Origin of the sequence: Marinobacter nanhaiticus D15-8W (assembly GCF_036511935.1) — a bacterium.
Lineage (GTDB): Bacteria > Pseudomonadota > Gammaproteobacteria > Pseudomonadales > Oleiphilaceae > Marinobacter_A > Marinobacter_A nanhaiticus.
Genome location: NZ_AP028878.1, coordinates 450,819 through 465,133, shown reverse-complemented (window position 1 = coordinate 465,133; position 14,315 = coordinate 450,819). Strand labels below are relative to the sequence as shown.

At 59.7% G+C, this 14,315-nt stretch carries 13 protein-coding genes; 4 read left to right on the top strand and 9 right to left on the bottom strand.

The genetic code is table 11. From position 1 onward, the window contains the following. Window positions 1–95 precede the first annotated feature (95 nt). The 3 genes from RE428_RS02090 (at window position 96) to RE428_RS02080 (ending at window position 3,495) form a co-directional block, all read left to right on the top strand. A complete protein-coding gene (locus RE428_RS02090; RefSeq protein WP_004579195.1) occupies window positions 96–1,292 on the top strand; it encodes an acyl-CoA dehydrogenase family protein in 1,197 nt (398 codons plus the stop codon). Between the two features lie 12 nt (window positions 1,293–1,304). Next, window positions 1,305–2,447: an acyl-CoA dehydrogenase family protein gene (locus tag RE428_RS02085; protein ID WP_004579196.1), complete on the top strand. Its 1,143-nt coding sequence runs from the start codon at window positions 1,305–1,307 to the stop codon at window positions 2,445–2,447. A gap of 286 nt (window positions 2,448–2,733) precedes the next feature. After that, entirely contained in the window at window positions 2,734–3,495 is a 762-nt protein-coding gene (locus RE428_RS02080) for a class II aldolase/adducin family protein (protein ID WP_004579197.1), read from the top strand. A gap of 354 nt (window positions 3,496–3,849) precedes the next feature. On the opposite strand, the gene RE428_RS02075 is transcribed toward RE428_RS02080, so the two are convergent. Beyond that, complete coding sequence (locus RE428_RS02075) at window positions 3,850–4,878, bottom strand: NADP-dependent oxidoreductase (protein ID WP_004579198.1); 1,029 nt, start codon at window positions 4,876–4,878, stop codon at window positions 3,850–3,852. Window positions 4,879–5,031: 153 nt separating this feature from the next. Between RE428_RS02075 and RE428_RS02070 the strand changes: the two genes are divergently transcribed. Beyond that, complete coding sequence (locus tag RE428_RS02070; RefSeq protein ID WP_004579199.1) at window positions 5,032–5,487, top strand: MaoC family dehydratase; 456 nt, start codon at window positions 5,032–5,034, stop codon at window positions 5,485–5,487. Between the two features lie 94 nt (window positions 5,488–5,581). Here RE428_RS02070 and RE428_RS02065 read toward each other — a convergent pair whose 3' ends face one another. The 8 genes from RE428_RS02065 to RE428_RS02030 form a co-directional block, all read right to left on the bottom strand. After that, window positions 5,582–6,739, bottom strand: a complete 1,158-nt coding sequence (locus RE428_RS02065) for an ABC transporter substrate-binding protein (RefSeq protein WP_040882290.1) — start codon at window positions 6,737–6,739, stop codon at window positions 5,582–5,584. Between the two features lie 224 nt (window positions 6,740–6,963). Then, entirely contained in the window at window positions 6,964–7,671 is a 708-nt protein-coding gene (locus RE428_RS02060; protein WP_004579201.1) for an ABC transporter ATP-binding protein, read from the bottom strand. After that, a complete protein-coding gene (locus RE428_RS02055) occupies window positions 7,658–8,425 on the bottom strand; it encodes an ABC transporter ATP-binding protein (protein WP_004579202.1) in 768 nt (255 codons plus the stop codon). Before RE428_RS02055 ends, RE428_RS02060 begins: the two co-directional genes overlap by 14 nt. Beyond that, complete coding sequence (locus RE428_RS02050; protein WP_004579203.1) at window positions 8,418–9,446, bottom strand: branched-chain amino acid ABC transporter permease; 1,029 nt, start codon at window positions 9,444–9,446, stop codon at window positions 8,418–8,420. Before RE428_RS02050 ends, RE428_RS02055 begins: the two co-directional genes overlap by 8 nt. A 1-nt stretch (window position 9,447) precedes the next feature. Further along, a complete protein-coding gene (locus RE428_RS02045) occupies window positions 9,448–10,311 on the bottom strand; it encodes a branched-chain amino acid ABC transporter permease (RefSeq protein WP_004579204.1) in 864 nt (287 codons plus the stop codon). A gap of 414 nt (window positions 10,312–10,725) precedes the next feature. Beyond that, entirely contained in the window at window positions 10,726–12,396 is a 1,671-nt protein-coding gene (locus RE428_RS02040; RefSeq protein WP_004579205.1) for a long-chain fatty acid--CoA ligase, read from the bottom strand. Between the two features lie 49 nt (window positions 12,397–12,445). Continuing rightward, window positions 12,446–13,228 carry a 5'/3'-nucleotidase SurE gene (gene surE, locus RE428_RS02035; protein ID WP_004579206.1) on the bottom strand — a complete coding sequence of 261 codons (783 nt, stop codon included), beginning with the start codon at window positions 13,226–13,228 and terminating at the stop codon, window positions 12,446–12,448. Further along, a complete protein-coding gene (locus tag RE428_RS02030) occupies window positions 13,225–14,310 on the bottom strand; it encodes a phosphotransferase (protein WP_040882858.1) in 1,086 nt (361 codons plus the stop codon). The genes surE and RE428_RS02030 overlap by 4 nt, the downstream gene beginning before the upstream one ends. Window positions 14,311–14,315: the final 5 nt, after the last annotated feature.

Sequence of the window (14,315 nt, the reverse complement as noted above, 5' to 3'; positions counted from 1 at the left end):
CATTCATGCTTCGCATATTCTGCTATGCGGTATAGGCTTTCACAGAACACAAGATTCGGCTTACAGAGCACAAAAAAGAACCGAGAGGTTGATCGATGAATATGAACTACACGGCGGAAGAGCTGGCCTTCCGTGACGAGGTCCGGAGCTTCCTTGAGCAGAAGCTGCCGGCGGACATCGCAGCCAAGGTCAAACGCGGACGCCGCATGTCCCGGGCCGACCACGAACGCTGGCAACAGATCCTGAGCAAGCAGGGCTGGTATGCCACCCACTGGCCGGAAGAGTATGGCGGTGTGAAGTGGTCCGCAGTCCAGAAGCACATCTGGGACGAAGAGTCCTGCCGTTATGGCGCACCGCGCTCGATCCCCTTCGGCGTCAACATGGTCGCGCCGGTCATCATCAAGTTCGGTAGCGAAGAACAGAAGCAGCAGTACCTGCCACGCATCCTGAGTGGCGAGGACTGGTGGTGTCAGGGCTATTCAGAGCCGGGTGCCGGTTCCGACCTGGCCTCCCTCAAGACCCGCGCCGTGCGTGAGGGCGATCATTACGTGGTCAACGGTCAGAAGACCTGGACCACCCTGGGCCAGCACGCCAACATGATTTTCTGTCTGGTACGCACGAATACCGAGGTGAAGGCCCAGGAGGGTATTTCCTTCCTGTTGATCGACATGGAGACCCCGGGGGTCACCGTGCGTCCGATCATCACCCTGGACGGGGAACACGAGGTCAACGAAGTTTTCTTCGACAACGTCAAGGTGCCGGTCGAGAACCTGGTGGGCGAAGAAGATAAAGGCTGGACCTACGCCAAGTACCTGCTCACGTATGAACGAACCGGCCTGGCTGGCATTGGCGCATCCAAGGCGGCGTTGAGCCACCTCAAGGGTATCGCCAGCCGCCAGAAGAAAAACGGGCGTCCGTTGATCGAGGACCCGTCCTTTGCCCAGCGCGTTGCCCAGGTCGAGATCGACCTGATGGCCGCTGCCATCAGCAACCTGCGTATTATCGCCTCCGTTGAAGGTGGCGGCGTGCCAGGTGCCGAGAGTTCGATGCTGAAAGTCCGCGGTACCGAGATCCGCCAGGCCATCACGGACCTCGCCCGTCGTGCCCTGGGCCCCTACGCCCAGCCGTTTGTGGAAGAGGAACTGAACCTGGATTACGAAGGTGACTTCCTGTCCGACCAGGACGGCGCACCGCTGTCCGCGCAGTACTTCAACATGCGCAAGCTGTCGATCTTCGGTGGATCCAACGAGATCCAGAAGAACATCGTCACCAAAATGATTCTCGGGCTGTAACAGGAGGCACCCATGGACTTCAGACTGAATGAAGAGCAGCAAATGCTGCAGGACACCGTGGCTCGCCTGGTCCGCGGTGAGTACGAATTCGAGAAGCGCCTGAAATACAGCGAAAGCGAACTGGGTTTCAGCGAGGATTTCTGGAAGCAACTGGGCGAACTGGGCCTGTGCGCCGTGCCCTTCCCGGAAGAATTGGGCGGCTTTGGCGGCTCGGGCGTGGACGTACAGTCGGTCATGACCGAACTGGGCCGCGGCCTGTGCCTCGAGCCGTACATGCAGACCGTCATCCTCGGCGGCGGCATTATCAGCCAGGCGGGTAGCGACAGCCAGAAAGAAGACTGGCTGGGCCGTATCGCCACCGGCGAACTGAAAGTGGCCGTCGGCCTGCAGGAGCCCCAGAGCCACTACAACCTGAACGATGTTGAGACCCGCGCCAAGAAATCCGGCGATGGCTATACCCTCAATGGTCGCAAAGGCGTTCTCATCGGTGGCCACGCAGCAGGCCTGATCATCGTTTCTGCCCGTACCAGTGGCGACAGTCGCGACGCAGATGGTCTGTCCCTGTTTGCCATCGATCCCGAAGCTGCTGGCGTTGACCGCCGCACCTATCCGACGATGGACGGTGCCAAGGGCTGCGATGTGTTCCTGAAGGACGTCAAGGTCGGCGCTGATGCACTGATCGGCACCGAAGGCAAAGCGGGCGACGTGATCCAGTACCAGGCCGGCCGCGCGATGGCCGCCCTGTGTGCCGAAGCGGTTGGTGCCATGGAAGAGTCCATCAAGCTGACCCTGGAGTACCTGAAGACCCGCAAACAGTTCGGCGTGCCCATCGGTAAGTTCCAGGTGCTTCAGCATCGTATGGTGGACATGAGTTCCGAGCTGGAGCAGGCGCGCTCCGCCTCTATCCTGGCCGCCAGCGTGGCGAACGACGAAGCCAGCGACGAGCGCACACGCACATTAGCGGCGGCCAAGAACATCATCGGCCGCGCTGGCCAGCACATCTCGGAGCAGGCGATCCAACTGCACGGCGGCATCGGCATGACCTGGGAATACAGCCTGGCGCACTACGCCAAGCGACTGATCATGATCAACCATCAACTCGGTGACGACGATCATCATCTGGAAGCCTACGCAGGGCTACTGCAGGCTTCCTGATTTCGGGCACGTTCTCTGTGCGAGGAGCAGGGTCTCTGGCGTCGACCTGCGTCGATACCAATCCCCTTTGAGACCCATTTTAGGGGGCGGCGTTGCCGCCCCTTTTTTAGTTTTACAGGCGCTCTGGAGCAAAATGTAGCCGACGCTTCAGCTCCGGAGGGCACGGAGTGCCCCGGTACTATCTATGAGCTATCGGCCACCTCCGGTGGCTCAGAAGCTGAAGCTTCTGCTACATACTCGGGGAATGACATAACTACGACCGTCCTCATCGACATTAGGAGGCCCCATGCAATCCCACCAAGAACAAGACCAGGATAAAGCATTGCGTAAACAGGAATGGCAGGCCCGCTGCGATCTGGCGGCAGCCTATCGACTGGTCGCCCTGTTTGGCTGGGACGATTTGGTGTTCACCCACCTATCGGCCCGAGTGCCGGGGCCGGAGCACCATTTCCTGATCAACCCGTATGGTTTGTTGTTTCACGAAATCACCGCGTCATCGCTGGTGAAAGTGGATCAGGAAGGCAATGTGGTACAAGCCGGCGGCCTGCCGCGGGTCAATCCGGCGGGCTTCACCATCCATAGCGCCATCCATATGGGGCGCGAGGATGCCGGCGCGGTCATGCACCTGCACGCCTCCGACGGTGTGGCGGTCTCCGCCCACAGGGACGGACTGCTGCCCTTGAGCCAGACCGCCATGCTGTGTCTGGATCATGTGGCCTATCACGACTACGAAGGCGTAGCGCTGAACCTGGAAGAACGGGAGCGGCTGATCCGGGACATCGGCGACAAGTCGATGTTGATCCTGCGTAATCATGGGGTCCTCACCACCGGGCAGGACGTGCCAGAGACGTTCACCTATCTCTACTTCCTGATGAAGGCCTGTGAGATCCAGGTGAAGGCGCAGGCCTGCGGCCCGACCTGGATACCGTCTGACGAGGCCATTGCTACGACACGAGACCAATCCCAGTCGCTGGGCAAGGCCGCGAAGCTGACCTGGCCGGCGCTGTTGCGGCTGCTGGATAGTAAAAATCCGGGGTATGCAGTCTGAAGGTACCCGCCAGCCAGGATGTCCGTCGGCTTACGCTATCGGTTTTACGCCCTTGGATGAGCCCGACCTCCGAAGACTTAGGCTAACCGGAGCGTGTAGCCGACGCTTTAGCTTCGGAGGAGCCGCAAGGCTCCCGGGTTGTTCCGGCGGACTGACGTCCGCTCCGAAGCTGAAGAGGGTGTTGCAAAACGTAGCGAGCAAAGGCTAGGCAAGGCGGAAATTCGCGAAAAAGCGCAGTTTACTGATAGTAAATGAGCATTTTGAGCGAATTTCCAACGCCGCATAGTCGAGCACAGTAGTTTTGCAACACCCTCTGAAGCGTCGGCTACATAAAACCTGGCCCCCTTCCCCGTGCTAAAGCGTCGGATCGTCCGCCACCCGAACCAACATCTTGCCCCGGTTACGTCCTTCCAACAGCCCCTGGAACGCCAACAGCGCGCTCTCGAAGCCCTCGACGATATCTTCCTGATACTGCACCTTTCCGTCCCGAATCCACGCTGCCATGTCTTTGAGGAAGTCGGGATGCCGCTCGAGGTGGTCCGACTGGATAAAGCCACGAATGGTCATCCGTTTGATCAACACCTTGCCCATAAACGGAATCAGACGATCGGGGCCCTCCGGCAACGAGGTCTGGTTATAGTGGGCGATACGGCCACACACCGGAATGCGGGCGAAGTCGTTGACCCGTTTCATGACCGCGTCGAACACCTTGCCACCCACGTTCTCGAAGTAGATGTCGATGCCATCCGGACAGGCACGATCGAGCTGGGTTTCGAAATCATCATCCTTGTAGTTGATACAGGCATCGAAGCCATAGGTATCCACCACATGGCGGCACTTATCGTCTGCGCCGGCAACGCCCACCACACGGCAGCCCTTGAGCTTGGCAATCTGACCAACGACCTGCCCCACGGCACCTGAAGCCGCGGAGACCACTACCGTTTCGCCGGACTTCGGCAAGCCCAGATCCAACAGGCCGACGTAGGCCGTGAATCCCGGCATCCCCATGACACCCAGCGCGGTGCTGACCGGTGCTTCAGCGGGATCAAGTTTGCGCACGCTATCACCGGGGGCGACCGCATAGCGCTGCCAGCCGTTGTGGCTGAGCACGACGTCGCCGGCCTTTAATCCGTCGTACCGGCTCTCGACGACTTCGGAAACGGTGCCGCCCGTCATTACGTCGCCGATCTCCACACCCTTGGCGTAGGAGGCACCGGCGTTCATCCGGCCGCGCATGTAGGGGTCGAGGGAGAGGTAGATCGTCTTCAGGAGCACCTGACCGTCTTCGGGTTTCGGCCTCGGTGCGTCTTTGATCACCAGGTGGTTTTCATCCGGCATGCCGGGCGGCCGGGACGCGAGAATGTATTGTTGATTTTGTTCCATTATCCATGTCCTCTCTTTATCGCGCTGAAACCGCCACATCGTTTGTTGCACGCGCCGCGGCGGTTCTTCAAAATGCCATTGCGGAATTCAATTTCTCTTTTCGAAACACCAAGAGACTTTTAAAACTTCACCATAAAAACAACGGGACCCACAATGAAAGAAATCGCTCTGGATGACCTCTCTCAATACACTGGTACCCTCATCGGCCACAGCTCCTGGAAGACGATTTCCCAGGACATGATCCAGGCCTTTGCCGATGCCACCGGCGACCACCAGTGGATCCACATCGACGTGGAACGGGCCAAACGGGAGGCCCCCTGGAAAAGCCCGGTTGCCCATGGTTTCCTCACCGTGTCGCTGATTCCCCTGCTCAACCAGGGCGTGCTCAAGGTGACCGGCACGTCCGCCAGCATCAACTACGGCCTGAACAAGTTGCGCTTCCCGGCTGCCGTTAAGTCCGGCTCGGCTATCCGCACGGAAGTCACGCTCAAGGACGTCAGCGCCGTCGACGATCAGCGGGTACTGGCCACCTATACCACCCAGGTCCAGATCGAGGGTGAGGACAAGCCGGCCTGTGTGGCAGAGAACCTGGTGATGTATGTGCGGTGATTGCAGTCGTCCGACCTCGATATAAAACCCACATATAAAACCCACATATAAAAAAGGGGCCGCGCATCGGGGCCCCTTTCACTTCCAGCCAGACTTACTGGTTCTCAATTTCCTTCTGGACGATCTTGCCATCCTCGACCACGGCCAGGGTGGTGTCGGTAACGAAGCCACCCTTTTCAGTCACTTCGGTGACTTCGTACGGGTTCTTGGACGGATCCAACTTCGACATCGCTTCGTTCATCGTGGCGCGGATCTTCTTCGGCTCGGTGGTCTCAGCCATGTCCATGGCCTTCACCAGACCGTGGAGTGCCAGGTAGTTGAAGGCTGCTTCGGAACCGGGCGTCTTGCCATACTTATCTTCATAACGGGTGATGAAGTTCTTTGCCGCGTCGGTTTCATAGACAGAGAGAGGAACGACGCCAATCGCACCGTTCATCATGTCCAAACCGCCAGCAACCTCGGCCACTTCATCGATCTTCGCCTGGTCCATGACGATAAAGCCGCCCTGGAAACCCAACTGACGCGCCTGCTGCACCACCAGACCGGTCGGCTCGGAAGCACCACCGACGAACATCACGTCCGGCTCGGAAGCAACGATACGGCTGACGCCAGTGTAGAAGTCGGCGGACTTGTTATAGTCCATCGGATTATTGGCGACCACTTCGCCGCCTTTCGAGGTCCACGCCTTCTCGATCATGCTGGACCAGATCTTGGCATATTCATGGGTCGCACCGCCCATGCCCAGTTTCTTGCCTTCATGCTCCAGGGCATAGTCGGTAAACGCTTTCACGTAACCGTCGAAGGTCGGGGGAATACGGAGCGTCATCGAGTTCCCTTTTTCGGTCACCGTCGGAACGCTGGTGTAGGCCATGATCAGGAAATCGTCCTGCTCGTTGAAATCCTGCAGTGCGAAGATACCGCCGGAATGCGGCACGAAAACAGCAGGGACATTGGATTCCTGCTTCAGACGTTTGGCGTTGGTTGCCGCCTGGGCCGGGGAGTACCGGTCATCCAGGGAGATGATGTTTACCTTGTAGGTTTCGCCATTGATGTCGAAACCGCCATCGGCGTTGATCTCGTCAGCCGCCATGCGCAGGCCGGACAGGGTGTTCTCACCGTAAAGGGCTGCACCACCACTGAGCGGACCGGTAAATCCGATATTCACAGTGGATTCCGCCATCGCGCCGGCAGAAAGGCCCGCGCCCAAAGTTGCCACTGCGACCGCACGACCAAGTTTTTTCAGCATTCTCATTGTTTTCTCCTTGGGTATTGCGCCTGTCATTCTTTTTGGATGACCGATTAATTGTTGTTTGATGAATTGCTCGTCCAAGTTTGCGTTGTGCTCCACACACTATCGCGGCACACGGATGTGCCGCCAAAATCGAAGGCAGTAGCCTTTGATTTTGCGAGCTGGATAAAACCGCGTTTTATCCGGCGACTCCGCGAAACGCCAGGGATGGCGTTTCAGGAAGATTTTCAAGCCCCGATGTATGCTTTGCGCACCTGCTCATTGCCCAGCATGGTCTCCCGGTCACCTTCCATGACCAGTTGACCGTTTTCCATGACGTAAGCACGGGTGGCAATCTTCAGCGCTGCAAAGGCATTCTGTTCAGCCAGCAAGACCGTGGTCCCCAGGCTGTTGATCTTCTGGATGGTCTCGAACATCTGGCGTACCACCAGCGGCGCGAGACCCAGGGACGGTTCGTCCAGCATCAGCAGGCGCGGACGGCTCATCAGCGCACGGCCGATGGCAACCATCTGCTGTTGACCACCAGACAGTGAACCCGCCGGCTGGTGCTCCTTCTCTTTAAGAATGGGATAGAGCTCAAGCACCTCGTCCAGGTACTTCTTGTTGCCGGCCTTGTCGCGACGATGGACGTAGGCACCCATCATCAGGTTCTGCATCACCGTCATCTGCGGGAACAGTTTGCGGCCCTCGGCACATTGCACGATGCCTGATGAGACGACTGCGCTCGGCTTGAGCCCGCCGATGCGCTTGCCTTCGAATTCGATCGAGCCGGCCACCGGCTTGTTCAGCCCGCTGATAGTATTGAACAGCGTGGATTTACCGGCACCGTTGGCGCCTAGCAGGACGACGAGCTCGCCTGTATCGACGCTCAGCGAGATATTATTGAGCGCCTTGAAGCTGCCATAGCAGACGTCGACATTCTTAAGCTGCAACATCTTCGTCACTCCCCAGATAGGCCTCGATGACAACCGGATTCTCCCGGACTTCCTTCGGCGTGCCTTCGGCGATCTTCTCGCCGTGGTCCAGCACCATGATCTTGTCGGCGATGCCCATGATCATGTCCATCTTGTGCTCGATCAGGCAGACGGTGAGGCCGTGCTGGACCATCTTGCGCATCAGGTCAGCCAGGCCTTCGGTCTCCTCCGGGTTGACCCCCGCCGCCGGCTCGTCCAACAGCACGATCTTGGGATCGGTCGCCAGGGCCAGGGCGAAGGCCACGCGCTTGCGTTCCTCCTGGGTGATATCGGCGATGAACTGGTTTTCTACGTGGGACAGGCCGACGAAGTTCAACGCCTCGCGCGCCTTTTCGCGACAGGCCTTCTCTTCCGCCTGCAAACGCTTGGAGTTGATGAGTACATCCCACAGACCGGACTTGGTCCGCAGCCGATGGCCGACGATCAGGTTATCCAGCACCGAGGCCTGCTCGAACAGGTTGGTGGTCTGGAAGGTCCTGCCCACACCACGCTGTGCAATGTAGTCACAGCGCAGCGGGGTAATGTCCTCGCCATCGAGGATGATCCGCCCCGATGTCGGCTTGTGGGTGCCGGCCACCAGGTTGAAGAACGTACTCTTGCCGGCGCCGTTGGGTCCGATGATGGCATTCACCTTGTTCGCCTCGAACTCGACGGACACATCGTTTACCGCCGCCAGGCCGCCGAACATCTTGGTGAGGTTCTCGATCTTAAGCATTGTTCTCTACCCCCTTGCCGGTACTGACACGGCTTTCTTTCTTCTTGCTCGGCGCCGCCTGTTTCTGCGACTCGCGGTGCATCCAGGTAAGGAAGGAGCCGACGAATCCGCGGGGGAAGAAGATCACCAGGATTACCAGCAGCGGACCGAAGATGATCATCCGGTACTCTTCAAGGAACTGCAGGGACTGGGTAATCCAGACGATACCGACGGTGCCCAGTAGCGGACCGGAAATCGTGCCGATACCGCCCACCAGCAGGTAGGTAATCATGTCGAAGGTGTGCTGGACATTGGCATCTTCAGGCCCGATGAAACGGATCATGCCCGCGTACAGTGCCCCCGCCATGCCGGCGTAGGTCGTCGAGAGTACGAAGGCCAGCGTCTTGTTGCGCATCAGGTTGATACCCAGGGATTGGGCCAGCTCGTCGCCGTTGCGGATCGCCACGAAGGTGCGGCCCAGCAGGGACCGGGACAGTTTGCCCATGAACCACATGGCAAACACCAGGAACGCCAGCACCAGGTAGTAGAAGGGAACGGTCTGGGTGAAGTCCACCAGGCCAAAACCGTTGGGCGCGGCGATATCACGCACGCCGATCGGGCCGTGCGTCAGCTCTTCCCACTTATCCAGCAGCAGGTAGATGATGAACCCCACACACAGGGTGAAAATAGCGAAGTAGTGTTCCTTCAATCGCAGCGATACAACACCGACCAGGAAGCCGAGGAAAGCGGTGAACAACAGCGCCGCAACGAACGCCGGCCAGAAGCTCCAGCCGTAATCTGCGCTCAGCAGGCCCAGGGTGTAGGCACCGAGGGCAAAGAAGCCACCGTGCGCCAGGTTCAACTGGCCGCAGAAACCGGTGATGATATTCAGGCCGTAGACCGCGATAGCCCAGACGAACGCAGAGGCCATGACGTACACCTGGTACTCGTTGCTGGCAAACAGCGGGAACAACAGTGCCAGGACAATCAGGGCGTACTTGAACGCCGGGTGAAGTAGCAGGGAACCCAGTTTGAATAGCATGTCAGTGCGCCCCCTTCGCGAACAGGCCTTGCGGACGAACGGACAGGATCAACACGAGCAGGCCGAACGCGATGATGTCCTTGTAGCTGGTCGAGATATAGAAGCCACCGAAGGCTTCGGCGAAGCCGATGATCATGCCGCCGACGATCGCGCCCGGTATCGAGCCCATCCCGCCGAGGATGATGATGACGAACGCCTTCATGATCACGATATGGCCCATCGCCGGGTACACCAGGTTGATCGGCGCGTAGAGCGTCGCCGCGAAGGCCGCCAGGACACCGGAGATGGCAAACGTCATCATGGCTACACGGTTGGCATCAATGCCGACCAGGAAGGCGCCCTCGCGGTTCTGCGCCATGGCGATGATGGTGGCGCCGGTCATGGTCTTGCGCAGGAACAGCTGCAGCGCAACCACCAGCACCAGCGCGCCGACGATGATCAGTGCCCGCTGCTCCGGGATGATCAGACCATCGAAGTTCATGATGCCGGTGAACGGTGAAGACATACGGCGGAAGTCAGAGCCCCAGAACATCTGGATCACCGCCTCAAGGAACAGCAGGATGCCGATGGCGGCGATCTTGTCGTGGATGGGTGGCGAGTGGCGCAGCGGATGGAACACCAGCCGTTCGCACAGCACGGCAAGGCCAGCCACGATGACGGCGGAACCCGCCATGGCGACCCAGTAGTGGGCGCCAAGATCGACCATGAGGAAGTACGACATGAACGCCCCTACCATGTAGAGCGCGCCATGGGCGAAGTTGGGTATATGCAGGATACCGTAGACGAGCGTCAGGCCGAGAGCTACGAGACCGTAGATACTCCCAAGCGTTAGCCCGTTGACGATGTTTTGGAAAAAGAGGTTCAAGGTGGCCCCCTCTTGGCAATTGTTGTTATGTATGCCGCAGGTTCGGGTAACCGGCGGAGGTTTGGGACTTTAGGTTTTCTTTTTTGCTTTTGTTCTATTTGTACTGCTGTCGTGGTGCTGTCAGGACCGCGGGCTCAGCCTTGGCAGTGCGTCTTCAGCCAGGTGACGAGACGTCTACGAAAAACGTCTTTAGTTTGTGATATCACCTTTCTCTAAAGAGTACACTGCGCATCCTGGCTGTCAACATACAAAATATGATTCCACTCTGCGGACCAATAGCAATTTTTTTATAGACTTAGCGAAACAGGGACCACCGGCTAAACCAATGGTTCCTGTTTCATTTTCCAACCACGTGGAACTTTCAACCAGGCGGAACTTTCGATCACGCGGAACCTACGACCACGTGCAAGAAGATCAGGCGGAGGCCTGGTCCTGCCACTCCTGCTCTTGCAGGGCGCGCCACATCACTTTCCCGGTCGGCGACTTGGGGAGCTCGGCGACGAACTCGACCAGCTGAGGCACCTTATAGGCAGACATCTCCTCCTTGCACCAGGCGATGATCTCCTCCGCGGAGGTCTTGCCCTCGGACTCAGGTGTCAGCACGATGCAGGCCTTGACCGTCTCACCCCGCTTGGGATCCGGTGCCGAGATTACGCAGCACTCATGGATCGAGGGATGGCGATACATCAGGCTTTCCACCTCCGAAGGCCAGACCTTGAAGCCAGATGCGTTGATCATCCGCTTCACCCGGTCAACCATGAAGAAGTAGCCGTCTTCGTCGTAGTAGCCGAGGTCGCCGGTGCGGAAGAAGCGTTTGCCGTCGATCTCAACGAAGGCGGCTTCCGTTTCCATCGGGCGGTTCCAGTAGCCCACGGTGACCTGGGGGCCGTTACTGACGATCTCGCCCACTTCACCCGGCCCTTTCTCCTGCAGGGTCTCCACGTCGATGATGCGTGAATCCACATCGAATACCGGGATGCCGAGGCACTGGGCCTTTGGCGCGTCCGGCGGATTGATGTGCGTGGCGGCCATGGTTTCCGATAGACCGTAACCCTCGATGTAGTCCAGTCCGGTGAGGTTCTTCAGCTTGGCTGCAATGGCCGCGGGCATGGCCGCGCCGCCACCACCGATGGTCTTCAGGCTGGAGATGTCGTAGTTGCCCAGCTCGGGATTGGACAGGAAATCCACCGCCATGGTAACGATGTTGGTCCAGCCGGTGACCTTGTAGCGTTCGATCAGCTTGGCGGCCGTGGTTCGATCCCAGCGGGTCATGATCACGGAGGTCGAGCCACTGTAGATCGGGCTGTTCATCGAGCCGGTCATGCCGGTCACATGGAAGAACGGCAAGGTCGAGAGCTGGACAGTATCCGCGGTGCTCAGGTTCCAGAACGCACGGTGACAGGCGGTAGCCATCACGCCCCGATGGACGTGGGTACAGCCCTTTGGCGCCCCGGTCGTGCCAGAGCTGTAGGGAATAACGGCGATGTCGTCCGGACCGGCGGTATGCGGACCGGGCACATACCCGGCGCCGATCACTTCGTCCCAGCCCACCAGGCCGGGCACCTCAAGTTTGGGCACCGGCGCTGCCACTTCCGCCGGCAGGCTCAGGTCCGTGTCCGGGTCGATGTAGCTGTTATAGGCCGCGACCACCACTTCCTCCAGGTGGGTGCTACCCACCAGCGGCGCGATGAATCCGGCCAGTTCCTGACCTGCCAGACAGATGCGCGCGTCAGTGTCGCTGATGTAGTGCTCCAGCTCTGCAGCCCGGTTCATGGGATTGACCGGGATTACCGCCGCATCCGCGCGCAGGATGGCGTAATAGCCGATGACATACTGCGGCGAGTTCTGCATATAAAGGAGGACGCGATCGCCCTTCCTTACACCTTTCTCCTGAAGGTAGCCGGCCAGGGCCTCGACCTCCTCCAGTAGCTGCCGGTAAGTCATCACCCTGTCGTAGAAGATGATGGCCGGGTGATCCGGATAGCGCAGTGCCGCAACGGCCAGGTTGGTGAACACGCTGGTCTTGGGCAGGGTCATGGTCTTGGGCAGCTCTTTCGGCCAGACGCCATGGTGTCTCGTAAACATTTATTGTTCTCCCGTCTTACGGCCCGTCATCGACGGACCATCAACCTCGTCATTCGTTCTCGATGATGCAGCTCGCTTCGCCGTTGGGGAGTGGCGCCATGCTGCGCAGCGGCGTGACCGCGACCGCGTTGTCGCGCATTACGGTCACGTCCATATCCGGCGCAACGATATGCTTGGAGCTGCGTTCAAAGCTCAGCCACCAATACGGCAGACTGCGGCCGTCCTGCCCCGCCAGCAGGCGGGTGCGCTGGATCGAACCACTGGACTGGCGGGCCCAACGCAGATCTTTCACCTCACTGGCAGCGCACGCCGGAAAATTGATGTTCCAGCAGCAGGTGGGCTGGGCTTCCGGCTTCCAGAGCGAGCGGATAACCTGCTCGCCCAGTTCGGTTACTGGTGACCAGTCGATTCCTTCACGGTTCAGGAAGGCCTGGCTCAGCGCCATCGCGGGGATCCCCAGGTGTTCGGCCGTCAGCACCGCGCCGACGGTGCCCGAGTACTGCACCGAGTCGCTAATGTTGGCGCCGCAGTTGACGCCGGAAAGCACCAGGTCCGGCAGGGTTTCGCCAAACCATTCCGCCTGTGCGAAGAGCACGCAGTCCGCCGGCGTGCCGGACAACGCAAAGCGCCGGCCACTGTCGCCCTGGGCGTAGCAGCGCAGGGGCGTGTGGATGGAAATACTCTGTCCGGCACCACTGCGGTCATGTTCCGGCGCGACGACCCAGACTTCTTCCGCCAGGTTGCGGGCGATGCGTTCGAGGATCGCCAACCCCGGCGCGTTGATGCCGTCGTCGTTGGTGATCAGGATGCGGCGAACGATGGGATCGCTCATACGGAGACCCCTTTCGCGCCATTCTGGGCAATACGCCAACCGGCCTCCGCCAGCATGCTGGCCCGCTTGCCCACCTGCAGGGCATCGGCGTTACTGGCATTGCCTTGCAGCGCCCGGGCATAGACGCCCTGGACGATGGCTGCCAGACGGAACAGCGAGAACGACAGGTAGACATGCCAGTCGTCGATACCCGAACGCCCGGATTGGCGGCAATAGTGTTCGACCAGCTCATGCTCTTCCGGCACATTCAGGGCTTCCAGGTCCTCGCCAACGATGCCGCGCGACCCTTCCAGGTCCATCGGCAGGTGGTACGGCAGGCAGTAGTAGGCCAGGTCCGCCAGTGGGTGACCGAGGGTGGACAGTTCCCAGTCGAGGATGGCGATGATCTCGGGCTTGTCCGGCGCCAGCATCAGGTTGCCCAGACGGTAATCACCGTGGGCGATGGCGCACTCGTCATTCTTCGGCAGGTGGTCCGGCAGCCAGGCCATCAGGTTGTCCATGGCCGGCATGTCGTCGGTCTTGGATGCCAGGTACTGCTTGGTCCAGCGGGCCACCTGGCGCGCCACGTAGCCTTCCGGACGGCCGAAATCACCCAGGCCCACCGCGTTCACATCAACCGAGTGCATCTGCGCCAGGGTGTCCATGGCCGCCTCGTGTACCGGGCGGCGCTCGGGGCGATCCAGCGCCCGCAGCGCCGGATGGCTCACCACGCGGCCCGGCATGAAGTCCATGACGTAGAAAGGTGTACCGATGATATCGGCGTCCTCACACAGCACCCGGGCCTGGGGAACGGGCACGTCGGTATTGTCGGACAGGGCGCGGATCACCTTGTACTCGCGTTCCACCATATGGGCCGAGGGCAGGGTCTTACCCGGCGGCTTCTTGCGCAGGACGTAACGGCCACTGTCGGTATCCAGCAGGAAGGTGGGATTGGACTGCCCACCCTGGAACTGCTGGATGACGAGGCGATCGCCGATATCGGGCATGGCCTCCTGCAGCCACGCCTTGAGTTTCTGCTCGTCGAACCGGTGGGCGTCGAGGACGTCCACCAATTGCGGGTCGAGATTTGCTACTGCGGACATGCTCA